This is a genomic window from Kitasatospora sp. NPDC089797, from assembly GCF_040684795.1.
Lineage (GTDB): Bacteria > Actinomycetota > Actinomycetes > Streptomycetales > Streptomycetaceae > Kitasatospora.
Genome location: NZ_JBFBGS010000066.1, coordinates 1 through 23341 on the forward strand (window position 1 = coordinate 1; position 23341 = coordinate 23341).

At 71.2% G+C, this 23341-nt stretch carries 20 protein-coding genes and 3 tRNA genes; 13 read left to right on the plus strand and 10 right to left on the minus strand.

What is annotated here, in order from left to right; translation table 11 throughout:
• Positions 1–128 precede the first annotated feature (128 nt).
• The 9 genes from AB0O91_RS36375 to rpmH form a co-directional block, all read right to left on the minus strand.
• Positions 129–746 carry a GNAT family N-acetyltransferase gene (locus AB0O91_RS36375; protein ID WP_363442400.1) on the minus strand — a complete coding sequence of 206 codons (618 nt, stop codon included), beginning with the start codon at positions 744–746 and terminating at the stop codon, positions 129–131.
• 133 nt (positions 747–879) lie between these two features.
• Positions 880–1950 (minus strand): ParB/RepB/Spo0J family partition protein, encoded by a 1071-nt coding sequence (locus AB0O91_RS36380; protein WP_363442402.1) that lies wholly within the window; start codon positions 1948–1950, stop codon positions 880–882.
• Entirely contained in the window at positions 1947–2894 is a 948-nt protein-coding gene (locus AB0O91_RS36385; RefSeq protein ID WP_363442496.1) for a ParA family protein, read from the minus strand. The genes AB0O91_RS36380 and AB0O91_RS36385 overlap by 4 nt, the downstream gene beginning before the upstream one ends.
• Before the next feature lie 267 nt (positions 2895–3161).
• A complete protein-coding gene (gene rsmG / locus AB0O91_RS36390; RefSeq protein WP_363442404.1) occupies positions 3162–4007 on the minus strand; it encodes a 16S rRNA (guanine(527)-N(7))-methyltransferase RsmG in 846 nt (281 codons plus the stop codon).
• 159 nt (positions 4008–4166) lie between these two features.
• Positions 4167–4697: a R3H domain-containing nucleic acid-binding protein gene (locus tag AB0O91_RS36395; protein ID WP_363442406.1), complete on the minus strand. Its 531-nt coding sequence runs from the start codon at positions 4695–4697 to the stop codon at positions 4167–4169.
• A gap of 65 nt (positions 4698–4762) precedes the next feature.
• Positions 4763–5917, minus strand: coding sequence for a membrane protein insertase YidC (yidC, locus tag AB0O91_RS36400; protein WP_363442409.1), 1155 nt, complete (start codon positions 5915–5917; stop codon positions 4763–4765).
• Entirely contained in the window at positions 5914–6285 is a 372-nt protein-coding gene (gene yidD / locus AB0O91_RS36405; RefSeq protein ID WP_363442412.1) for a membrane protein insertion efficiency factor YidD, read from the minus strand. Before yidD ends, yidC begins: the two co-directional genes overlap by 4 nt.
• A complete protein-coding gene (gene rnpA, locus AB0O91_RS36410) occupies positions 6282–6710 on the minus strand; it encodes a ribonuclease P protein component (protein ID WP_363442415.1) in 429 nt (142 codons plus the stop codon). Before rnpA ends, yidD begins: the two co-directional genes overlap by 4 nt.
• A gap of 18 nt (positions 6711–6728) precedes the next feature.
• Positions 6729–6866: a 50S ribosomal protein L34 gene (gene rpmH, locus AB0O91_RS36415; RefSeq protein ID WP_031067783.1), complete on the minus strand. Its 138-nt coding sequence runs from the start codon at positions 6864–6866 to the stop codon at positions 6729–6731.
• A 352-nt stretch (positions 6867–7218) separates the two neighbouring features.
• Here rpmH and dnaA point away from each other — a divergent pair, with 352 nt between their 5' ends.
• From dnaA to AB0O91_RS36480, 13 genes are all read left to right on the plus strand, one after another.
• Positions 7219–9030, plus strand: coding sequence for a chromosomal replication initiator protein DnaA (gene dnaA / locus AB0O91_RS36420; RefSeq protein WP_363442419.1), 1812 nt, complete (start codon positions 7219–7221; stop codon positions 9028–9030).
• 945 nt (positions 9031–9975) lie between these two features.
• A complete protein-coding gene (gene dnaN, locus AB0O91_RS36425) occupies positions 9976–11106 on the plus strand; it encodes a DNA polymerase III subunit beta (RefSeq protein ID WP_360242831.1) in 1131 nt (376 codons plus the stop codon).
• Positions 11107–11294: 188 nt separating this feature from the next.
• On the plus strand, positions 11295–12170 hold the full coding sequence (gene gnd, locus AB0O91_RS36430) for a phosphogluconate dehydrogenase (NAD(+)-dependent, decarboxylating) (RefSeq protein ID WP_363442423.1): 876 nt from the start codon (positions 11295–11297) through the stop codon (positions 12168–12170).
• Between the two features lie 69 nt (positions 12171–12239).
• Positions 12240–13373, plus strand: a complete 1134-nt coding sequence (gene recF / locus AB0O91_RS36435; protein ID WP_363442426.1) for a DNA replication/repair protein RecF — start codon at positions 12240–12242, stop codon at positions 13371–13373.
• A gap of 151 nt (positions 13374–13524) precedes the next feature.
• On the plus strand, positions 13525–14064 hold the full coding sequence (locus AB0O91_RS36440; protein WP_363442429.1) for a DciA family protein: 540 nt from the start codon (positions 13525–13527) through the stop codon (positions 14062–14064).
• A 268-nt stretch (positions 14065–14332) separates the two neighbouring features.
• Positions 14333–16348: a DNA topoisomerase (ATP-hydrolyzing) subunit B gene (gene gyrB, locus AB0O91_RS36445; RefSeq protein ID WP_363442432.1), complete on the plus strand. Its 2016-nt coding sequence runs from the start codon at positions 14333–14335 to the stop codon at positions 16346–16348.
• 131 nt (positions 16349–16479) lie between these two features.
• A complete protein-coding gene (gene gyrA, locus AB0O91_RS36450) occupies positions 16480–19017 on the plus strand; it encodes a DNA gyrase subunit A (RefSeq protein ID WP_363442499.1) in 2538 nt (845 codons plus the stop codon).
• A 220-nt stretch (positions 19018–19237) separates the two neighbouring features.
• A complete protein-coding gene (locus tag AB0O91_RS36455; RefSeq protein ID WP_363442435.1) occupies positions 19238–19909 on the plus strand; it encodes a DUF3566 domain-containing protein in 672 nt (223 codons plus the stop codon).
• 238 nt (positions 19910–20147) lie between these two features.
• A complete protein-coding gene (locus AB0O91_RS36460) occupies positions 20148–21521 on the plus strand; it encodes a cyclopropane-fatty-acyl-phospholipid synthase family protein (RefSeq protein WP_363442438.1) in 1374 nt (457 codons plus the stop codon).
• A 16-nt stretch (positions 21522–21537) separates the two neighbouring features.
• Positions 21538–21614 (plus strand) — tRNA-Ile (locus AB0O91_RS36465).
• A gap of 101 nt (positions 21615–21715) precedes the next feature.
• Positions 21716–21789, plus strand: a tRNA-Ile gene (locus tag AB0O91_RS36470).
• Positions 21790–22088: 299 nt separating this feature from the next.
• Positions 22089–22217, plus strand: coding sequence for a DLW-39 family protein (locus AB0O91_RS36475; protein ID WP_014137031.1), 129 nt, complete (start codon positions 22089–22091; stop codon positions 22215–22217).
• A gap of 171 nt (positions 22218–22388) precedes the next feature.
• A tRNA-Ala gene (locus AB0O91_RS36480) sits at positions 22389–22461 on the plus strand.
• A gap of 66 nt (positions 22462–22527) precedes the next feature.
• Here AB0O91_RS36480 and AB0O91_RS36485 read toward each other — a convergent pair.
• Positions 22528–23238, minus strand: coding sequence for a DUF5324 family protein (locus AB0O91_RS36485; protein WP_363442441.1), 711 nt, complete (start codon positions 23236–23238; stop codon positions 22528–22530).
• Positions 23239–23341: the final 103 nt, after the last annotated feature.

Consider the following 23341-nt stretch of genomic DNA (forward strand, 5'->3'; position numbering starts at 1 on the left):
GGGCCGGCCGTTTTCTCGGCCCCCCCCCCCGGGCCGGGGGGCGGGGGGGGCCCCCCGCGGGGGCCCCCCCGCCGTCGACGTTTCACGGGGAACCCGCCGGGGTGGCCCTGGCCCGCGCCCGGCACGGCTCAGAACGGCCGCAGCGCCGGCTCCTTGCGCCCGCCCCCGAGCAGCCGCTCCAGCGCCCCCTCCACGTCCCCCCGCCAGGAGACCGTGGCCCGCGCCTCCAGCCGCAGCCTCGGGTAGCGCGGATGCGGCCGGACGGTCTTGAATCCGACCGCGAGGAGGTGGTCGGCCGGCAGCACGCAGCTGGTCGGCACCCGGCCCGCCGAACCGAAGGCCTCGATCGCCCGCACCCCGCGCCCCAACAGGTCCTTGGCCACCGCCTGCACCAGCACCCGGCCCAGCCCCTGGCGCTGGTAGCCGGGCAGCACCCGGCTGACCATCAGCTGCACGGCGTCCGGCGAGACCGGACTGGTCGGGAAGGACTGCGAGCGGGGCACGTACGCGGGCGGCGCGTAGAGCACGAATCCGGCGGGCCGGTCGTCCACGTAGGCGATCCGACCGCAGGACCCCCACTCCAGCAGCACCGCGGAGATCCACCCCTCCTTCTCCAGCTCCGGCTTCCCCGACTCCACCGCCTCCTTGCCGCTGACCGGGTCCAGCTCCCAGAACACGCAGGAGCGGCAGCCCGTCGGCAGGTCCACGAGGTTGTCCAACGTCAGCGGAGCGATCCGGCGTCCCATGACCCGTCCCTCCTCCTCCCTGTCACGGTCGAGCATTCCCCCACGAACGCCGATGGGTGCATGTTTCACGTGAAACAGCGCTCACGTGGCACATGCACCCATCGGGTCCTCGCCCCCGGTCGGGTCGACCGGCTCAGCCCTGCGACAGTCGCAGACCGTCCTCGCCCGGGGCCATGCTGTCCAGGATCCGGTTGAGGTCCTCCACCGAGCCGAACTCCAGCACCACCTTGCCCTTGCCCAGCTTGCCGCCGCGCTGCGACACCTCGACCTTCACCCGGGTGTCGAAGCGGTCCGAGAGCCGGCTCGCCAGGTCGTTGAAGGCCGGAGAGATGATCTTGCCCGCCTTGGGCGTCTGCCGCTTCTGCTGCTCGGGCTCCGCCGCCCGCATCAGCATGACGAGCTCCTCGACGGCGCGCACCGTGAGGTGCTCGGCGATGATCCGCACGGCCAGCTTCTCCTGGGCCTCGGGATCCGTCAGCGAGAGCAGCGCCCGCGCGTGTCCGGCCGTCAGCGTCCCCGCCGCCAGCCGACGCTGGATGGACACCGGGAGCTTCATCAGCCGGAGGGTGTTGGAGACGTGGGTCCGCGAGCGCCCGATCCGGTCGGCCAGCTCCTCGTGGGTGCAGGAGAAGTCCCGCAGCAGCTGGTCGTAGGCGGCCGCCTCCTCCAGCGGGTTCAGCTCGGCCCGGTGCAGGTTCTCCAGGAGGGCGTCCAGCAGCAGCTTGTCGTCCTCGGTGGCCCGGACGATCGCCGGGATCCGCTCCAGCCCGGCCTCGCGAGAGGCGCGCCAGCGGCGCTCGCCCATGATCAGCTCGTAGCGCTCGACCGCGACCTGACGCACCACGATCGGCTGGAGCAGGCCCACCTCCTTGATGGAGGTGACCAGCTCGGCGAGCTTCTCCTCGTCGAACACGTCGCGCGGCTGGCGCGGGTTGGGGGTGATCGCGTCCAGCGGCAGCTCGGCGAAGAAGGCCCCCGGAACCGGCGCCGGCGGCTCCACCGGTCGCCCGACCGCCGCCCGGGCCGCGACCGTGGCGCGGCCGCCCGGCAGCACCGGCACCGAGACCGGTGACGTCGCACCGGTCGTCACCACCGAGGTCGGCGCGGACGGGGCCGCGGCGGGCTGCGCCGCCCCGCCGTCAGCCGGCGCGGCGGGGCCGATCAGCGCCCCGAGCCCTCGTCCCAGACCCCTGCGACCACTCACTGATGACCCTCCGTCGTACCGTGCTGTGCCATCGGGGCGCCGTGCCCCGTACCGCTGCCGTCCCGCTGCTGACCGACCAGCGAGCCGCCCTGGCCCACCGCGCGCAGCGCGAGCTCGCGGGCGGCCTCCAGGTACGAGAGCGCCCCGGTCGAACCGGGGTCGTAGGTCAGCACCGTCTGCCCGTAGCTGGGCGCCTCCGAGATGCGCACCGAGCGCGGGATCGCCGTGCTCAGCACCTCGTTCTGGAAGTGCGTCCGGACCTCCTCGGCGACCTGGGAGGCCAGCCTGGTCCGGGCGTCGTACATGGTGAGCAGGATGGTCGAGACGTGCAGCGTGGGGTTGAGGTGGGCGCGCACCAGATCGACGTTGCGCAGCAGCTGGCCGAGGCCCTCCAGCGCGTAGTACTCGCACTGGATCGGGATCAGCACCTCCTGACCGGCCACCAGGGCGTTGACCGTCAGCAGACCCAGCGAGGGCGGACAGTCGATCAGGATGTAGTCCAGCGGCTGCTCGTAGGCGGCGATGGCCCGCTGCAGCCGGCTCTCCCGGGCCACCAGCGAGACCAGCTCGATCTCGGCGCCGGCCAGGTCGATGGTGGCGGGGACGCAGAACAGCCCCTCCACGTCCACGACCGGCTGGACCACGTCGGCCATGGGCTTGCCCTCGACCAGGACGTCGTAGATGGACGGCACCTCGGCGTGGTGGTCGATGCCGAGGGCGGTGGACGCGTTGCCCTGGGGGTCGAGGTCGACCACCAGGACGCGCAGCCCGTGCATGGCCAGCGAGGCGGCCATGTTCACGGTGGTGGTGGTCTTGCCCACCCCGCCCTTCTGGTTGGCGACCACGATCACCCGGGTGGCGGCGGGACGGGGCAGCCCCTCCCCCGCTCGGCCGATCGCCTGAACCGCAGCCTGGGCAGCCCGCGCGATGGGCGTGTCATCGATCTGGTCGATGGTCTCCGAGTCCTGCATGGGGCTCAGTGTTTCACGTGAAACCGGAGCGGCAACAGTCGCCGCCCGACCGCGACTGAGGATTCCGGAGAGCAGGGAGCGACGTTTCACGTGAAACACCATGCCCGCTATGCCGGAAATCTGACGTTGCGACACTCCGGTTTCCCGTCGGAGGCCGGGCCGTCACCTGAACGACGACGGGCGGACGGTTCCCGCTCCGAGGAGGGAACCGTCCGCCCGCTGTCGTGGCACGAGCCGGGGTCAGCGGCTGCGGCGCCGCCCGCCCCGGGCGCCCTGGCCGTTCTTGGCGCCGGCGTTGCGGCCGGCCCGGGCCATCTTGGCCCGTCGGGTCGCGGCCCTCACCCCGCCGGGGCTCTCCCCCGCCTTCACCTGGACCACCCGGGTCGAGGTCTCCAGGGTGCCCTCGCCGACCGAGATGACGCTCCACTCCACGGCGCCCAGCTTGGCCAGTCCGGCGCGCGAGTCGGCCAGCTCCTGCTCGGCACTGTCGCCCTTGAGCGCCAGCATCTGCCCGTGCGGGCGCAGCAGCGGCATCCCCCAGCCCGCCAGCCGGTCCAGCGGCGCCACCGCCCGGGCGGTCACCACGTCCACCGCGAGCTTGCCGACCATCTCCTCGGCCCGGCCGCGCAGCACCGTGACGTTCTCCAGGGCCAGCTCCCGGACGACCTCCTCCAGGAAGGTGGTCCGACGCAGCAGCGGCTCCAGCAGGGTCACCGAGACGTCCGGACGGGCGAGGGCCACCGGGATCCCGGGCAGGCCGGCGCCGGAGCCGACGTCGCAGAGGGTGGAGCCGGCCGGCAGCAGCTCGGCCAGCACCGCGCAGTTCAGGACGTGCCGGTCCCACAGCCGGGGCACCTCGCGGGGCCCGATCAGGCCGCGCCGGACCCCTGCGGTGGCCAGCAGCTCGGTGTAGCGAACGGCGGCGTCGAAGCGGTCCCCGAAGACCTCCCGGGCGGCGGCGGGCGCCTCGGCCAGCACGTCCAGCTCGGGCGTCTCGGGCGTCTCCGGCGTCCCGGTGGTCCGCTCCTCGGCGTCAGGGTTCACGTCCGCCCCCGGACGGCCGGTGGCCGCGCTCTCCGTGTCCATCTCGACCTCTCCGATCTCCGGATCCACCGACCCGCTCAAACGCACTGTTTCACGTGAAACATCCCAGAAGGAACAACGACCCCGCCCGCACGAGGCGGACGGGGTCGTGTCCGGTAAGGCTCACCGACCGCCGCGGCGACCGGTCGTCGGCCGTCGGCCTCAGGCCGGCAGCACGACCACGCACCGCTGGGGCTCTTCGCCCTCCGACTCGCTGCGCAGCCCGGCGGCCGCGACCGCGTCGTGGACCACCTTGCGCTCGAAGGGCGTCATCGGCCGCAGCTTGACCTGCTCGCCGCTGGTCCTGGCCTGCTCCGCGGCCTGGGCGCCCAGGACCGCCAGTTCCTCGCGCTTGCGGGCCCGGAAGCCGGCAATGTCCAGCATGAGACGGCTGCGCTCGCCGGTCTCCCGGTGGACAGCCAACCGGGTCAGCTCCTGCAGGGCCTCCAGCACCTCGCCGTCCTGGCCGACCAGGCGCTGCAGCGCGCGGTCGTTGCCGTCGCTGACGATGGAGACCAGGGCGCGGTCGCCCTCGACGTCCATGTCGATGTCACCGTCGAGGTCCGCGATGTCGAGCAGACCCTCCAGGTAGTCCGCCGCGATGTCACCCTCCTGCTCCAAGCGGGTGATGAGGCTCTCGTCGGCGCTGGCGGCGGCCTCGGCCTCGATGGCGGAGGTGGTGCCTTCCGTCACTGATGGACTCCTTCGGAGATGGGCCCGGCTGGCGGGCGGGGAACGAAGCTCTTCGCAGAAGTCGGTCAGGACTTCTTCTTCGGCCGCTGGCCGCCGCGCTTGGGCTGCTGCCGGGTGCCCTGCTTGGTGCCGCCGGGCCTGGCCGCGGGCTGCTTGGCGTCCGCCGGCTTGGCACCGGAGTCGGCCGGGACGGCCTCCTCGGCGGGCTGCTCGACCGGGGTGTCCTCGCCCGCCTCGACGACCTGGGCGGCACCGCTCTGCTGGCGCTGGGCCTTGGTCTGGCGACGGGGTTGCTGGCGGTTCGCCCGGACCGACTCCTCGACCACCGCGGCGGCGGAGGCCGCCTCGGCGATGCTCGCCTTGGACGGGGGCAGCATGCCCCAGAGCGCGCCCTTGATCTCCGTACCGTCCGGACGCAGTCGGCCGGCCTTCTTCAGGCGCGCCTGGCGCTCCTCGAAGGCCTTGCTGCCCGGGGTCGGGTTGTTGTGGATGACGACCAGCTGCTGGCCCATCGACCAGACGTTGGTGGTCAGCCAGTAGACCAGGACACCGACCGGGAAGTTGATGCCCATCACGGCGAACATCACCGGGAAGACGTACATCAGCATCTTCTGCTGCTGCATGAACGGCGTCTTGACCGTGAGGTCGACGTTCTTGGTCATCAGCTGGCGCTGGGTGACGAACTGCGACAGCGACATCATCACGATCATCACCGCGGTGACGATCTTGACGCTGGTCTCGGGGCTGCTGACGAAGGTCGCGGAGAGCGGGGCTCCGAAGATGTGCGCCTTGCCCGCGCTCAGCAGCAGCGAGCCGTGGATGACGCCGATGTCCTCGCCCTTGGCGACCTTGGACAGCACACCGTAGAGAGCGGTGAAGAACGGCGCCTGGACGATGATGGGAAGGCAGCTGGAGAACGGGTTGGTACCCGCATCCTTGTACAGCTTCATCATCTCTTCGGACTGGCGCTGGCGATCGTTCTTGTAGCGCTCCTGGATAGCCTTCATCTTCGGCTGGATCGCCTGCATGGCCCGGGTCGCCTTGATCTGCTTCACGAAGAGCGGGATCAGGCAGATCCGGATGACGACGACCATCGAGGCGATGGCCAGGCCCCAGGCCCAGCCGCCGTCCGGATCGAAGATGTTGCTGTACAGCGAGTGGAACTGGACGATGATCCAGGACACCGCGGTGTACAGGGGACTCAGAAAACCGAAGGTCACCGGTCAGGCTCCTTGGACAGGTGGATCGGCCGCTCGGGGCCAATGGTCGCCGGGCCCTGTGGGTCCGGACCGGCGGGGGTGACGGTCACCGACGTGTCGACGGCGGACCGGCTGTTCAGCCGGTCACGCAACCGCCGGTGCCACACCGGATGCTTGCGCGGCGGGACATGATCGACCCCGCCGGGCGTCCACGGATTGCAACGCAGGATGCGCCAGACGGTCAGCCCGCCGCCCTTCACCGCCCCGTGCACCTTCACGGCCTCGTAGCCGTAGTGCGAGCAGGAGGGGTAGTAGCGGCAGACCGGACCGAGCAGTGGGCTGATGGTCCACTGGTAGACCCTGATCAGACCCATCAGCAGGTACTTCATCGCCCTGCTCCCGTCGGCGCCGTCGCAGCGGGCTCCACCCGCAGCAACCGCTTGAGCGCCGCGTCCAGGTCCCGTTCGAGCTCCTGGTACGAGGCGGTCGCGGCCTGAGGCAGTGCACGCACCACTATCAGGCTACCGGCGGGCAGCCTGGACAGACGATCACGGACAAGATGGCGCAACCGGCGCTTGACCAGGTTGCGCACGACCGCCGGGCCAACGGCCTTGCTCACGACGAAACCCGCACGCGCCGAAGGAGTCCCCTCGGCGACGTGCGGGCGGGAGTCGCTGGTCCGGTCGGTCTGCCCCTGCGGGTCACCGTCTCTGCTGAGATGGACGACCAGAAGGGGCCGACCGGCCCGGCGACCGCGTTTCACCGCGGTCGCGAAGTCCTGGCGCCGCCGCAGCCGATTCTCGGAGGGCAGCACAACAGACTCTGGTGCGGATCAGGCGGACAGGGCGGCGCGACCCTTGCCACGGCGGGCAGCCAGAATGGCGCGGCCGGCACGGGTACGCATCCGCAGCCGGAAGCCGTGGGTCTTCGCGCGACGACGGTTGTTCGGCTGGAAGGTGCGCTTGCTCACTCGGGGGCTCCTGAGGTGAATCGTAGGATGACGGGGGGTCGCTTGGCCGTCACCGTGCGTCCGCGTGATCTCCCCTGATTCGGAAATCCGGCCCATCGCCCCAGTTCGGCTGGGGTCTTGGGCAATCCACGGCGCCCGTGCTGCGCGCCTTATGGAGCGGGTGGACCCGCGGACATGCGGCAGCGGCCATCGACAACTCGACCTGGTTACGGTACGCGGGACGGGGTGCGAGGGTCAAACCAGCCGTCCGGAGGCGGCTTACCCACAGCCTGTGGACAACGACTTGATCCGTCCCTGTTCGCTGACTACCGTTGCAGGACTTGTCTGGTTTGTTCTTGGAAAGCGTGCACCAGTGGCTGATGTCAACAGCGACCTCGTCCCGGTCTGGGCTCGGGTCGTCGAGCGGCTGGTCAACGACCCCGATATCGGGGAGATGGACAAGCAGTGGGTGCAGCGCACCCAACCCATGTGGATGATGCACGACACCGCCCTGCTGGCGACCCCGAACGAGCGGGCCAAGCAGGTGCTGGAGGGTCGACTGCTGCCGCAGCTGACCGAGGCGCTCAGCCGCGAGCTCAGCCGCCCGGTCCGGATCGCGGTGATGGTCGACGCCAACGCCGTGCCGACCGCCCCCGCCCCCGCACCCGCCCCCCAGGCCCCCGCCGAGCCCTACCCGGGCCCGGCCGAGGAGGACTCCGGCTACGGCGACCAGGACTACCCGCACCAGTCGTACGAGCAGGACTACGACCGCCCCCGCTACGACAACGGCGGCTACGAGCAGCGCCCCGCGCACTACGGCGGCCAGCCGGCCCAGCCCTGGCCCGGCTACCAGGAGCCGCAGGCGCCGTACCACGAGCCCGAGGAGCCCTCGCCGCGCCAGGCCCCGCGGCCCCTCCCCAGCCCGCCCTCGACCACCCAGGGCGACCTCTTCGGCGGCGCCTACGGCCCCGGCCCCGGCGAGCAGCCCCGCACCGGCGCCGGCCGCCGCGGACCGGGCTCCAGGCCCTCCGGCGGCCGCCCGGCCGAGAAGTCCGCGGAGCGGTCCGCCGAGCGCCCCGCCGTCCCGGCCGTCCCCGGCGTGCCCGCCCCGCCCGGCGCTCCCCCGGCCGGCGGCTCGCGCAAGGACGAGCCGGCCGCCCGGCTGAACCCCAAGTACCTGTTCGACACCTTCGTCATCGGTGCGAGCAACCGCTTCGCGCACGCCGCGGCGGTGGCCGTCGCCGAGGCTCCGGCCAAGGCGTACAACCCGCTCTTCATCTACGGCGAGTCCGGGCTGGGCAAGACCCACCTGCTGCACGCCATCGGGCACTACTCGCGCAGCCTCTACCCGGGCACCCGGGTGCGGTACGTGTCCTCGGAGGAGTTCACCAACGAGTTCATCAACTCGATCCGGGACGGCAAGGCGGACACCTTCCGCCGCCGCTACCGGGACATGGACATCCTGCTCGTGGACGACATCCAGTTCCTGGCGAGCAAGGAGTCCACCCAGGAGGAGTTCTTCCACACCTTCAACACCCTCCACAACGCGAACAAGCAGATCGTCCTCTCCTCGGACCGGCCGCCCAAGCTGCTGACCACGCTGGAGGACCGGCTGCGCAACCGGTTCGAGTGGGGCCTGATCACCGACGTCACCCCGCCGGAGCTGGAGACCCGGATCGCGATCCTGCGCAAGAAGGCGATCCAGGAACAACTCAACGCCCCCGCCGACGTGTTGGAGTTCATCGCGTCCCGGATCACCCGCAACATCCGGGAGTTGGAGGGTGCCCTGATCCGGGTCACCGCCTTCGCCAACCTCAACCGGGCGCCGGTGGACCTGGAGTTGGCCGGGATCGTCCTCAAGGACCTGATCCCCGGCGGCGACGAGGACGCCGGGCCGGAGATCACCGCGCAGGTCATCATGCAGCAGACCGCCGCGTACTTCGGCCTGGGGGTGGACGACCTCTGCGGTTCCTCGCGCAGCCGGGTGCTGGTGACGGCGCGCCAGATCGCCATGTACCTCTGCCGGGAGCTCACCGACCTGTCGCTGCCGAAGATCGGGGCGCAGTTCGGCGGCCGCGACCACACCACGGTGATGCACGCGGACCGGAAGATCCGCTCGCTGATGGCCGAGCGGCGCTCCATCTACAACCAGGTCACCGAACTCACCAACCGCATCAAGAGCTAGCGGGCCGGCCCCGGTGGCCGGAGAAGGGCGTCAGGAGCCATCCTGACGCCCTTTTTGCGCTTCCGGAGGTGTGTGGCGGAGGACGGCTGGGCAGGGTTCGGGTCGACGGACGTTCCACCAGTCCACAGCCAGCGCCGAACAACTGACCGGTGATTCGAAAACCGGGAGCGCGCAGGGCCGTTGTCCACAGGACGGGCCCCTTCTGCACAGTCCACAGGCCGGGGCGTCCGGAGTTATCCAGAATTCGTCCACAGGCCCGTCGCCGCTACGCTCTTCCGCGCAGGTCAGATGCCTGTGGACTTGTGCACAACGGTTATCCACAGGGTGTGGACAATTGACGGGCCGCCAGTGGGCCGTCCGGGTTATCCACCGGTTGTCCCCAGGGTCGGGGCGGTTATCCCCAGGTTGTCCACAGCGGGGTCCACAGTTCGACAACCTTGGGCGCCCGTTCACACCCTGGTGTGAAAGGCGTCACGAAAAGTTGACCAGGGCCCGTGGATAACCGGGCCCGGATCTGGGGACAGCCCTGGGGATAACCTGTGGATACCCAGCGTGCCCTGTGGGTAACGCTCGGCTGTCCACAGCGCGCCCCGCTCGTCCACAGCCGCCGTCCACACCGACTGTGGACAAAATTTGGGCGCTGACCTGCGGAAACGGGGTTATCCACGGTTTCCACAGGCCCTACTACTACCGCTACACAGATAGACCGTGAACCTGCTTTGAAAGTGGGTGGGCCCGAAATCTGTGGACAACCCGGTCGACCGTGGACCCCGACATCTGTTCGGCTTGCTTCCGCCCGTCTGCCCCGTCTGTCGGCGGAGTACGTCAGACTGTCCTTTGCGACTGGAAGCGGAGTGGTAGAGCTCGGCGGACAGGCGCACCGACGATCAAGATCAGACGAACCAGAGTGCGAGCGGGAGCGCTCGAACCAGGAGGCGGTTACCGGTGAAGTTCCGGGTGGAGCGTGACGTCCTCGCGGAGGCGGTGGCCTGGGCTGCCCGCAGCCTCCCGGCACGGCCGCCGGTGCCGGTGCTGGCCGGCCTGCTGCTGACCGCGCAGGAGGGCAGCCTGGCGCTGTCGGGCTTCGACTACGAGGTCTCGGCCCGGGTCGAGCTGGAGGCGGACGTCGAGGAGGCCGGCACCGTCCTGGTCTCCGGTCGCCTGCTCAACGACATCTCGCGCAACCTTCCCAACCGGCCGGTGGAGATCTCCACCGACGGCCAGCGGGTCAGCGTGGTCTGCGGCAGCTCCCGGTTCACCCTCCCCACCCTGCCGGTGGACGAGTACCCGGCCCTGCCCCAGATGCCGACCGCGACCGGCACCGTCTCCGGGGACGTCTTCGCCTCCGCGGTCAGCCAGGCCGCCGTCGCCGCCGGCCGCGACGACACCCTCCCGGTGCTCACCGGCGTCCGGGTCGAGATCGAGGGCGACCGGATCACCCTGGCCGCCACCGACCGGTACCGCTTCGCCGTCCGCGACCTGCTGTGGAAGCCCGAGCAGTCGGACATCTCGGCGGTCGCCCTGGTGCCCGCCAAGACCCTCCAGGACATCGCCAAGTCCCTGGGCAGCGGCGACACCGTCTCCATCGCGCTCTCCTCGGGCGGCGCGGGCGAGGGCCTGATCGGCTTCGAGGGCGCCGGCCGCCGCACCACCACCCGGCTGCTGGAGGGCGAGTTCCCCAAGTTCCGCAGCCTGTTCCCGACCGAGTTCAGCGCGGTCGCCGCGATCCAGACCCAGCCCTTCCTGGAGGCGCTCAAGCGCGTCTCGCTGGTGGCCGAGCGCAACACCCCGGTCCGGCTGAACTTCGAGCAGGGCGTGCTGACCCTGGAGGCCGGCTCGGGCGACGACGCCCAGGCCACCGAGCGGATCGAGGCCGACCTGGAGGGCGACGACATCTCGATCGCCTTCAACCCGGGCTACCTGGAGGAGGGCCTCAAGGCCATCGACTCCCCCTTCGCCCAGCTGAGCTTCACCACCCCGACCAAGCCCGCCCTGCTCAGCGGCAAGGTCTCGGTGGACGCCGAGGAGGACAAGGCGTACCAGTACCTGATCATGCCGGTCCGCCTCTCCGGCTGACCGCCGCCCGGTCCGGGCCCGGACCGGACCGGTCGTCCACAGGCTGTGCACACCCGCTGTGCACAGCCTGTGGACGTCTCCCCCGGTCGGCCCCGACCGCAGGGGGCCCTGATCCCCCGGAAGCGTAGGCTCGGGGAGTGCGGCAACGGCGCCGCCGCCAGGCACGTCCCCACAGTAAGGATTTGGTCATGGAGCTCGGCCTCATCGGTCTCGGCAAGATGGGCGGCAACATGCGCGAGCGGATCCGCCGCGCCGGCCACACCGTCATCGGATACGACCGCAACCCGGAGATCTCCGACGTCGAGAGCCTGCAGGAGCTCGTCACCAAGCTCCAGGGCCCGCGCGTGGTCTGGGTGATGGTTCCGGCCGGCGCCGCGACCCAGGCCACCGTCGACGAGCTCGCCGAGCTGCTCTCCCCCGGTGACGTCGTGGTCGACGGCGGCAACTCCCGCTGGACCGACGACATCAAGCACGCCGAGGCGCTGGCGGCCAAGGGCATCGGCTTCGTCGACTGCGGTGTCTCCGGCGGCGTCTGGGGCCTGGAGAACGGCTACGCGCTGATGTACGGCGGCGACGCCGAGCACGTCGCCCTGGCCAAGCCGGTCTTCGACGCGCTCAAGCCCGAGGGCGACTTCGGCTCGGTGCACGCGGGCGCCGTGGGCGCCGGTCACTTCGCCAAGATGGTCCACAACGGCATCGAGTACGCGATGATGCAGGCCTTCGCCGAGGGCTGGGAGCTGCTCGAGGCCGCCCCCGAGGTCACCGACGTGCGCGAGGTCTTCCGCAGCTGGCAGGAGGGCACTGTCATCCGCTCCTGGCTGCTGGACCTGGCCGTCCGCGCCCTGGACGATGACGAGCACCTGGCCAAGCTGCGCGGCTGGGCCGCCGACTCCGGCGAGGGCCGCTGGACCGTCGAGGCCGCGATCGACCACGCCGTCCCGCTGCCGGCGATCACCGCCTCGCTGTTCGCCCGCTTCGCCTCCCGCCAGGACGACTCGCCGCAGATGAAGATGATCGCCGCGCTGCGCAACCAGTTCGGCGGCCACGCGGTCGAGTCCAAGTAGCCGGGTAGTCCGCCGGGCTCCCGCGGTCATCCACAGGCCTGTTCACAGAAGGCGAGCGCAGTCCCCAGCATGCACGTCGCGCACCTGTCGCTCGCCGACTTCCGGTCGTACGCCCGGGCCGAGGTACCCCTCGACCCGGGCGTGACGGCCTTCGTCGGGCCCAACGGCCAGGGCAAGACCAACCTGGTCGAGGCGATCGGCTACGTCGCCACCCTGGGCAGCCACCGGGTCGCCACCGACGCCCCGCTGATCCGGCTGGGCGCCGAACGGGCGGTGATCCGCACCTCGGTGGTGGACCGCGGCCGCTCCACCCTGGTCGAGCTGGAGCTCACCGCGGGCAAGGCCAACCGGGCCCGGATCAACCGCTCCGACAACGTCCGCCCGCGGGACGTGCTGGGCCTGCTGCGGACCGTCCTGTTCGCCCCCGAGGACCTCAGCCTGGTCAAGGGCGACCCGGGCGAGCGGCGGCGCTTCCTGGACGAGCTGCTGACCGCCCGGGCCCCCCGGCTGGCCGGGGTCCGGCAGGACTACGAACGGGTGCTCAAGCAGCGCAACGCCCTGCTGAAGACCGCCGCGATGGCCCGTCGGGCCGGCGGCGGCAAGGGCGCCGACCTGTCCACCCTGGAGGTCTGGGACGGTCATCTGGCCCGCGCCGGGGCCGAGTTGACCGCCTTCCGGATCCAGCTGGTGTCCGCCCTGCAGCCACTGGTGACGGCCGCGTACGGCCGGGTGGCCCCGGGCGGGGGCGAGACCGTGCTGGAGTACCGCAGCTCCTTCGAGGGCGAGCTGCCGACCAGCCGGGAGCAGGCCGAGGAGCAGTTGCTGGGGGCGCTCCAGGCGGTCCGCAAGCAGGAGGTCGAGCGCGGGATCACCCTGGTCGGCCCGCACCGCGACGAGCTGGGGCTCAAGCTCGGCCCGCTGCCCGCCAAGGGCTACGCCAGCCACGGCGAGTCCTGGTCGTTCGCGCTCGCGCTGCGGCTGGCCTCGTACGAGCTGCTGCGCGCCGACGGCGGCGAGCCGGTGCTGATCCTGGACGACGTGTTCGCCGAGCTGGACGCCGCCCGCCGGGACCGGCTGGCCGAGCTGGTGGCCGACGGCGAGCAGGTGCTGGTGACCGCCGCGGTGGCCGAGGACGTGCCGAAGGCGCTGGCCGGCGCCCGGTTCGCGGTCTCCGACGGCGCCGTCCGTCGGGTCGACGCCTGATCCCCACCCCGCTCCACCCGCCCACTTCCTCCGTCGACCGCCCCGGTCGGCCCGTACCACGACGCGGCCCGCGCCGACCTGCCGCACCCGTGCGCTCCCGTAGGCTGGACGGCTCATCGGGTTGTCCACAGGCTGGGGAAAGGAGATCGCCGTGAGCGAGTCGGCGGAGACCTCCCCCGGACCCGGCACCGCCGAGCCGACGGGGGCCGATCTCGCCCGCTCGGCGCTGCGGGCGGCCCGCGCCCAGGCCCGGCAGCGCGGCGAGCAGGTCCAGCAGAAGCGCGAGGCGAAGCGGCACGGGCTGCGCAGCGGCGCCCGCTCGGACGGCCGCGACCCGGTGCCGCTGGGTGCGGCGCTGAACCGGCTGCTGACCGAGCGCGGCTGGGAGTCCTCGGCCGCGGTCGGCGGGGTGATGGGCCGTTGGCCGCAGATCGTCGGCCCGGACATCTCCGCGCACTGCCACCCCTCCTCCTACGACGAGGCCGCCGCGGTGCTCACCGTGCAGTGCGACTCCACCGCCTGGGCCACTCAACTGCGCTGGCTGGCACGACAGTTGGTGGCCCGTCTGAACCACGAGCTGGGCCACGGCACGGTCCGGACCATCAAGGTGCTCGGCCCCGCCGCGCCGGTCCGCGGCTACGGCCGGCTGCGCGCGCCCGGCAGCAAGGGCCCCGGCGACACCTGGGGCTGAGCCCGGCCGGCGGCGGCCGGCCCGGGCCGGGATCGGACCACGATCTTCCGGAACCCCTGACGGCCCTTCCAGGCGCCCCGGGCCCCCCGGTCGAGTATCGGGACATGTCCCGAGGGGATTCAGGGCGGCATATCTGCCTTCAAGGGCTGCCAAACGCCCATCTCTGTCAGTCGTACCGGTAGACTGAAAGCCAAACACTGTTGCTAGTGGCAACCGAGTCGAAACGCCGTGGTCGCACGCCTGCCCGCACGGGGTGGGAATGCGGCCCGTGCTGTGCCAGAGAGGGCGCTTCGTGGCCGATTCCGGCAACCCCAGCCAGACCCCAGACCAGACCGACCAGGCTTCCTACACCGGCAGCAACATCCAGGTGCTGGAAGGCCTCGACGCCGTCCGCAAGCGCCCCGGCATGTACATCGGCTCGACCGGTGAGCGCGGCCTGCACCACCTGGTGCAGGAGGTCGTGGACAACTCCGTCGACGAGGCGATGGCGGGGTACGCCGACACCATCGACGTCACGATCATGGCCGACGGAGCGATCCGTTGCGTCGACAACGGCCGAGGCATCCCGGTCGACATCGTCCCCGGCCAGGACAAGCCGGCCGTCGAGGTCGTGCTCACCGTCCTGCACGCGGGCGGCAAGTTCGGTGGTGGCGGCTACGCAGTCTCCGGCGGTCTGCACGGCGTCGGCGTCTCGGTGGTGAACGCGCTGTCCACCCGGCTCTCGGTGGAGATCCACAAGGACGGCCACGTCTGGACCCAGGACTACAAGATGGGCGCGCCGACCGCCGCCCTGGTCAAGGGCGCGGAGACCGACCGCACCGGCACCACGGTGACCTTCTGGGCCGACGCCGACATCTTCGAGACCACCGTCTACTCCTTCGAGACGCTCTCCCGGCGCTTCCAGGAGATGGCCTTCCTCAACAAGGGCCTGTCGATCTCGCTGACCGACGAGCGCCCCGAGCACGTCGACGAGGAGGGCAAGCCGCTCTCCGTCACGTACAAGTACGACGGCGGCATCGCCGACTTCGTCGCCCACCTCAACTCCCGCAAGGGCGAGGTCATCCACCCCTCGGTGATCGACTTCGAGGCGGAGGACAAGGACAAGGCGATCTCGGTGGAGATCGCGATGCAGTGGAACTCCTCCTACACCGAGGGGGTCTACAGCTTCGCCAACACCATCCACACCCACGGCGGCGGCACCCACGAGGAGGGCTTCCGCGCCGCGCTGACCGGCCTGGTCAACCGCTACGCGCGGGACAAGAAGCTGCTCCGGGAGAAGGACGACAACCTCTCCGGCGAGGACATCCGCGAGGGTCTGACCGCGATCATCTCGGTCAAGCTCGGCGAGCCGCAGTTCGAGGGCCAGACCAAGGACAAGCTCGGCAACACCGAGGCCAAGACCTTCGTCCAGAAGGTCGTCCACGAGCAGCTCAACGACTGGCTGGACCGCAACCCCAACGAGGCTTCGGACATCATCCGCAAGTCCATCCAGGCCGCCACCGCGCGCGTCGCCGCCCGCAAGGCCCGCGACCTCACCCGCCGCAAGGGCCTGCTGGAGTCCGCCTCGCTGCCGGGCAAGCTCTCGGACTGCCAGTCCAAGGACCCGTCCGAGTGCGAGATCTTCATCGTCGAGGGTGACTCCGCCGGCGGCTCGGCCAAGCAGGGCCGCGACCCGCGCACCCAGGCCATCCTGCCGATCCGCGGCAAGATCCTGAACGTCGAGAAGGCCCGGATCGACAAGGTGCTGCAGAACACCGAGGTCCAGGCGCTGATCTCGGCCTTCGGCTGCGGCATCCAGGAGGACTACGACGAGTCCAAGCTGCGCTACCACAAGATCGTCCTGATGGCCGACGCCGACGTCGACGGACAGCACATCCGCACCCTGCTGCTGACCCTGCTGTTCCGCTTCATGCGTCCGCTGGTCGAGTCCGGGTACGTCTACCTGGCCATGCCGCCGCTGTACAAGATCAAGTGGGGCAAGGACGACTTCGAGTACGCCTACTCGGACCGCGAGCGCGACGCGCTGATCGCCGCCGGCGTCGCGGCCGGCCGCCGACTGCCCAAGGACGACGCGATCCAGCGCTTCAAGGGTCTCGGCGAGATGAACGCCGAGGAGCTCCGGGTGACCACCATGGACGCCGAGCACCGGCTGCTGCTCCAGGTCACCCTGGAGGACGCCGCCCGCGCCGACGAGCTGTTCTCCGTGCTGATGGGCGAGGACGTCGAGGCCCGCCGCTCCTTCATCCAGCGCAACGCCAAGGACGTCCGCTTCCTGGACGTGTGACGCCTGCGACCCAGGCCCCGCACGTACCAGTCCGCGTGAAAGGAAACTGACCACCAGTGGTCGACGACAACCGTCCCGAAGGCGACCAGCCCGAGACTCCCGAGGCCGCCGAGGCCACCGTCCAGACGACGATGCGGATCGAGCCGGTCGAGCTCGAGACCGAGATGCAGCGCTCCTACCTCGACTACGCGATGAGCGTGATCGTCAGCCGGGCGCTCCCCGAGGTCCGCGACGGCCTCAAGCCGGTGCACCGCCGCGTGCTCTACGCGATGTACGACGGCGGGTACCGGCCCGAGAAGGGCTACTACAAGTGCGCCCGCGTCGTCGGCGACGTCATGGGCAACTACCACCCGCACGGTGACACCTCGATCTACGACACCGTGGTCCGTCTGGCCCAGCCGTGGTCGCTGCGGATGCCGCTGGTGGACGGCAACGGCAACTTCGGCTCCCCGGGCAACGACCCGGCCGCGGCCATGCGCTACACCGAGTGCAAGCTGATGCCGCTGGCCATGGAGATGATGCGCGACATCGACGAGGAGACCGTCGACTTCGCGCCCAACTACGACGGCCGCTCGCAGGAGCCGACCGTCCTCCCGGCCCGCATCCCCAACCTGCTGGTCAACGGTGCCACCGGCATCGCGGTCGGCATGGCCACCAACATCCCGCCGCACAACCTCCGCGAGGTCGCCTCCGGCGCGCTCTGGTACCTGGAGAACCCGGAGGCCTCCGCCGAGGACCTGCTGGAGGCCCTGATCGAGCGGATCAAGGGCCCCGACTTCCCCACCGGCGCGCTGATCGTCGGCCGCCGCGGGATCGACGACTACTACCGCACCGGCCGCGGCTCGGTCACCATGCGCGCCGTGGTCGAGGTCGAGGAGATCCAGGGCCGCCAGTGCCTGGTGATCACCGAGCTGCCGTACCAGGTCAACCCGGACAACCTCGCGCTGAAGATCGCCGACCTGGTCAAGGACGGCAAGATCGCCGGCATCGCCGACGTCCGCGACGAGTCCTCGTCCCGCACCGGCACCCGGCTGGTCGTCGTGCTCAAGCGCGACGCGGTCGCCAAGGTCGTGCTCAACAACCTGTACAAGCACACCGAGCTGCAGACCAACTTCGGCGCCAACATGCTGGCCCTGGTCGACGGGGTGCCGCGCACGCTGTCGCTGGACGCCTTCATCCGGCACTGGGTCAACCACCAGGTCGAGGTCATCGTCCGGCGGACCACCTTCCGGCTGCGCAAGGCCGAGGAGCGCGCCCACATCCTGCGCGCGCTGCTCAAGGCCCTGGACCTGATCGACGAGGTCATCGCGCTGATCCGGGCCTCGGCCAGCGCCGACGCCGCCCGCAGCGGCCTGATGGGCCTGCTGGACATCGACGAGCTCCAGGCCAACGCGATCCTGGAGATGCAGCTGCGCCGCCTGGCCGCCCTGGAGCGCCAGCGGATCACCGACGAGCACGACGAGCTGCAGCGCAAGATCGACGAGTACAACGCGATCCTGGCCTCGCCGTCCCGTCAGCGCGAGATCATCTCCGAGGAACTCACCGCGATCGTCGAGAAGTACGGCGACGAGCGGCGCTCGACCCTCATCCCCTCGGACGGCGACCTCTCCATCGAGGACCTCATCGCCGAGGAGGACATCGTCGTCACGATCACCCGTGGCGGCTACGTCAAGCGGACCCGCTCCGACCTCTACCGCTCGCAGAAGCGCGGCGGCAAGGGCGTGCGCGGCGCCCAGCTCAAGCAGGACGACATCGTCGACCACTTCTTCGTGACGACGACCCACAACTGGATCCTGTTCTTCACCAACAAGGGCCGGGTGTACCGCGCCAAGGGCTACGAGCTGCCGGACGCCGGCCGCGACGCCCGCGGCCAGCACGTGGCCAACCTGCTGGCCTTCCAGCCGGAGGAGCACATCGCCCAGGTGATGGCCGTCCGCACCTACGAGGACAAGCCGTACCTGGTCCTCGCCACCCGGGCCGGCCTGGTGAAGAAGTCCCCGCTGAAGGACTACGACTCGCCGCGCTCCGGCGGCCTGATCGCGATCAACCTGCGCCAGGACGAGGAGGGCCGGGACGACGAGCTGATCGGCGCCGAGCTGGTCTCCTCCGAGGACGACCTGCTGCTGGTCTCCAAGAAGGCCCAGTCGATCCGCTTCACCGCGACCGACGACGCGCTGCGGCCCACCGGCCGTGCCACCTCCGGCGTCAAGGGCATGGCGTTCCGCGAGGACGACGAGCTGCTCTCGATGAACGTCGTCCGCCCGGGCACCTACGTCTTCACCGCCACGGACGGCGGGTACGCCAAGCGGACCGGTGTCGACGAGTACCGTGTCCAGGGACGCGGCGGTTACGGCACCAAGGCGGCGAAGATCGTCGAGGGCCGGGGCTCGCTGGTCGGCGCCCTGGTGGTCGACGACACCGACGAGATCATGGCGATCACCCTCTCGGGTGGGGTGATCCGCACGAGGGTTTCCGAGGTTCGTGAAACCGGACGTGACACGATGGGCGTCCAACTGATCAACCTCGGAAAGCGCGACGCGGTCGTGGGCATGGCCCGCAACGCGGAGGCCGAGGACGAGGAGACGGCGGAGGACGAGGGCGTGGGCGCCGAGTCCGCCGAGACGGTCGAAGGGACGGGGACGGCGGTCGGCGGCGACGCCGCGGTCTGAACCGAACCGCAGACCGGTGCCGTCGCGTCCTGAGAAGGGACGCGGCGGCACCGGGCGCACCAGTACCGGGCAAACCCGCCGGGCGCTGGATGACGAGTGACGGATCAGGGCGGCCCCGCCCTGGTGGGAAGTGCGGGAGGACCAGGTGAGTGGAGCCACGGGTGCTGCGGGAGGACCCTCCGGCGGCCGTCCGGGCGCGCAGGGCGGGGGTTCGTACGGCGTGCCGGGACAGCCGCCGACCGAGCACTCGGCCGCGTCCACCTCGCTGATGCCGCCGGTCGGCGGAGCGGGCCAGGCCGGTGCCACCTACGGGGGCCAGACGCCGCCCCCGCCCGGCAGCCCGGCCCCCGGCGGGGGTGGGTTCTCGCAGCCGACGACGTACACCAAGGGGCAGCCGACCCCGCCCCGGGGCACCCGCACCGGCGGCAACACGCCGGCCGGCGGCACCCCGGTGCCCGGGGCGGCGCGCCGCCCGGCCGGTGGACCGGCCACCGTCGGGGGCGGCCTCGGCCGCACCCGCAAGGCCCGGCTGCGGGTGACCAAGGTCGACCCGTGGTCGGTGATGAAGGTCAGCTTCCTGCTGTCGCTGGCCGTCGGCATCATCATCATCGTGGCCTCGGCCGTGCTGTGGATGACGCTGGATTCGCTCGGCGTCTTCGACTCGCTGACCAAGACGCTCAAGGACGTCACCGGCGGCGGCGCGGACAACGCCAGCAGCCAGCTGAACCTGATGGACTACATCGGCTTCGGCAAGGTCATGATGTTCACCACGCTGATCGCCGTGGTCGACGTCGTCCTGCTGACCGCGCTGTCCACGCTCTCGGCCTTCATCTACAACGCGGCGGCCGGCTTCACCGGCGGCGTCGAGCTGACCCTCGCCGAGGAGGACTGACCCCCGGTCAGTTCGCCGTCCGCAGACGGAATGTACGGGCCCCGCAGGCTGTTGCAGCCTGCGGGGCCCGTCGCATTCGGGTGACACCGGCACCCCGCGGCGTGCCGCCCGGAATCGGGCCGTCCGCAGTGGGATTAGCTGGACGCCGCCCGTTCCCGTTCCCGGGAGTGCCACAGGCCGCCCCGGTCGGTCGACCGGGTCAGGTGGGTTCCGCAGGACGGCTGGACGGAGGCGCGCGGTGGCGAAGCTCGCAGGTCAACTGGTCGAGGCCCTGGACGGGCTGTTGGGCATCCCGGTCCCCCTGCGGGTACAGGCCTGGGACGGCAGCGTCGCCGGGCCGCCCGGCGCGCCCACCGTGGTCCTGCGCAACCGCAGGGCGCTGCGCCGGCTGCTCTGGCAGCCCGGCGAGCTGGGCCTGGCCCGGGCCTACGTCGCGGGGGACCTGGACCTCGCCCCGGGCACCGACCTGTACGAGACGCTCGCCGCGGTCGCCCGCTTCGCCGAACTGCCGGAGATCCGCGCCCTGGCCCTCGGGCCGCGCGACGCCCTCGGCGCCCGGGGGCGCCGGGTGCTGGCGGCCGCGCTGCGGGCCGGGGCGCTCGGCCCGGAGCCCACCCCGCCCCCGGAGGAGGCCCGGCGGGCCCGGGGCCGGCTGCACAGCCGCGGCCGGGACCGCGCGGCCATCCATCACCACTACGACGTCGGGAACGACTTCTACGGCCTCGTGCTGGGCCCGTCCATGGTCTACTCGTGCGCCTACTGGACGCCCGAGGCGAAGAGCCTGGAGGCCGCCCAGGAGGCCAAGCTCGACCTGATCTGCCGCAAGCTCGGCCTGCGGCCCGGGATGCGGCTGCTGGACGTCGGCTGCGGCTGGGGCTCGCTGCTGCTGCACGCCGCGAAGCACTACGGCGTCACCGCGGTCGGCGTGTCGATCTCGGAGGAGCAGGTCGCGCTGGCCCGGGCGCGGGTCGAGGAGGCCGGCCTGGCCGACCGGGTCGAGGTCCGGCTCCAGGACTACCGGGAGATCACCGACGGCCCCTTCGACGCGATCTCCAGCGTCGGCATGGCCGAGCACGTCGGCGAGGCGCAGTACCGGGTCTACGCCGAGGGCCTGTACCGGCTGCTGGCGCCCGGCGGCCGGCTGCTCAACCACCAGATCGCCCGCCGCCCCGACCACCCCGGTGAGGTCCACCGCACCAGCCCCTTCATCGACCGCTACGTCTTCCCCGACGGCGAGCTCTCCCCGGTCGGTTCCACCGTGGCCCGGCTGGAGGAGGCGGGCTTCGAGGTCCGGGACGTCGAGGCGCTGCGCGAGCACTACGGGCTGACCCTGCGCGAGTGGGTGGCCAACCTGGAGGCGCACTGGACGCAGGCGGTCCGACTGGTCGGCCTCGGCCGGGCCCGGGTCTGGCGGCTGTACATGGCCGCCTCCGCGCTCGCCTTCGAGCAGAACCGGATCGGGGTCAACCAGATCCTCGCCGTCCGCAGCACCGAGGAGGGTGGATCGGGCCTGCCGCCGACCCGCGAGGAGTGGCTGGTGCGCCCGGTCGCCGAGGTCACCGCCGCGACCCCGGCCGGAACGGATTTGGGGGATCGGCGCTCGGTCCGCTAATCTTTCAGTGCGGCAAGGGCCTATAGCTCAGACGGTTAGAGCGCTTCCCTGATAAGGAAGAGGCCACAGGTTCAAGTCCTGTTAGGCCCACCACCGCGAAGGGCCCGGAGTGATCCACTCCGGGCCCTTCGGCGTTCCCGGGACGGGGTGGCGTCGCAGGTCGGGCGGCTTCCGGTACTATCTCTCTGCAGCGAGGGCCTATAGCTCAGACGGTTAGAGCGCTTCCCTGATAAGGAAGAGGCCACAGGTTCAAGTCCTGTTAGGCCCACCGCCCCGAAGGGCCCGGAGTGATCCACTCCGGGCCCTTCGGCGTTCCCCGGCGGAGCGGGCCGCGTGCGGACGATCCGTACGACAGGAGGTGCGGCGTCAATCCTCGGACCGGACCGCCGGGTTGAGCGCCGGTGGCTGGTCACGATTGGGACACCGGTGTGTATCATCGGCCGCAAGGGCAGTCCGGCACCCGACAGCCCGTTCGCGCTCGAAACACATCTGGACTCGTCGGCCCGGTCAGTCCGGCCGGAGCACCGGCTCCTGAGTCCGCCAACGCAAGAAGGACGAGGTCCCGCGGTGAAGAAGCTCCTCCTGGTCGCCCTGGTCGCCCTCGGCGGCTTCTTTGTCTACCGTCAGGTCCAGGCGGACCGCGCCGAGCAGGACCTGTGGACCGAGGCCACCGACCCGGTTCCGGCCGGTCGCTGAGCCCGGACGGTCCGACGATCGACGGTTGTTCGGGAGGCGCCGATCCGCGCCTCCCGGAGCCGGTCGGCCCGGTCGCCCGACCGGAGCGTCCGGTTCCCCGTGGGGGACGGCGGTCGGAACGACGCCGGAACCCGGTACGCTAGTGCCCGTCGGCACGCACCGTGCCGTCGAGGGGCATTAGCTCAGTTGGTAGAGCGCTGCCTTTGCAAGGCAGATGTCAGGAGTTCGAGTCTCCTATGCTCCACAGCACCTGAACGGCGGCCAACCCGGAAACGGGTCGGCCGCCGTTCAGCGTTTCCGGGCCCGCCGGTCAGGCCTGCGGGCCGTCGTCCTCGGTGGGTTCCGCGGAGCCCGCCGCCTCCTGCGGCGCGGCGCCGTTCACCGGGGAGGTGGCGGCGGTCGCACCGGCCGGCCGCGGCGACTCCGGGGCCGGCGGCTCGACCAGCCACTCCGGGTTGCTGTGCCGGCGCCACCACTGCCAGGCGACCAGACCGCCGCCGACCGCCAGGACGCCGGCCACCGTGAGGCCGGTCGCCCAGCCGCCGCACCGCTGCCGGCGCTTCGCGTTCCGGGCGGCGAGCTCGCTGATCTCGGCCGAGCTGACGTGGCCCTGGAGGGCGGTCAGCGCGGCCGCGCCGCGGGACTGGGCCTCGTGGGCGACCGGGGAGACCGCGGCGCGGGCGTCCTCGACGGCCTGGGCGACCCTGGGGGCGACCGTGCAGCGGGCCTGGTCGGCGGCGCGGGTGGCGGACAGGCGGGCCGCCAGAGCGGCCTCCTGGGCCCGGTGGAAGGCCCTCAGGGCGTTCTGCTGGGCCTCGGGCGACAGGCCGGCGAAGGCCTGGTTGAACTGCGGGGCCAGGTGCTTGTCGTAGTGGACACGGAGGTGGTGGGCGGCCTGGGTGGCCTTGGGCCCGAGGGCGTCCAGGGCGGGCCCGAGGCGCTGCTTGGCGCCGTCCGCGAACTGTGCGGCGGTGTCCCGGGTCCTGGTGGCGGTGTCACGGGCCGAGTCCGAAAAGCTCACGAGTCTCTCCTCCTGGGTGGCGTCCTTTATGCACATATCCACCTGAATGCTGATCATGCATCCGGATTTGCCCACGGGCACGCCGGGGTGGGCCGTACGCGGG

What these genes read in the sequence shown, in the direction of transcription:
- AB0O91_RS36375 (WP_363442400.1), bottom strand. Translation starts at nt 746, where the DNA reads ATGGGACGCCGGATCGCTCCGCTGACGTTGGACAACCTCGTGGACCTG.
- rsmG (WP_363442404.1), bottom strand. Translation starts at nt 4,007, where the DNA reads ATGGACACGGAGAGCGCGGCCACCGGCCGTCCGGGGGCGGACGTGAAC.
- yidD (WP_363442412.1), bottom strand. Translation starts at nt 6,285, where the DNA reads ATGAAGTACCTGCTGATGGGTCTGATCAGGGTCTACCAGTGGACCATC.
- gnd (WP_363442423.1), top strand. Translation starts at nt 11,295, where the DNA reads ATGGAGCTCGGCCTCATCGGTCTCGGCAAGATGGGCGGCAACATGCGC.
- recF (WP_363442426.1), top strand. Translation starts at nt 12,240, where the DNA reads ATGCACGTCGCGCACCTGTCGCTCGCCGACTTCCGGTCGTACGCCCGG.
- gyrA (WP_363442499.1), top strand. Translation starts at nt 16,480, where the DNA reads ATGCGGATCGAGCCGGTCGAGCTCGAGACCGAGATGCAGCGCTCCTAC.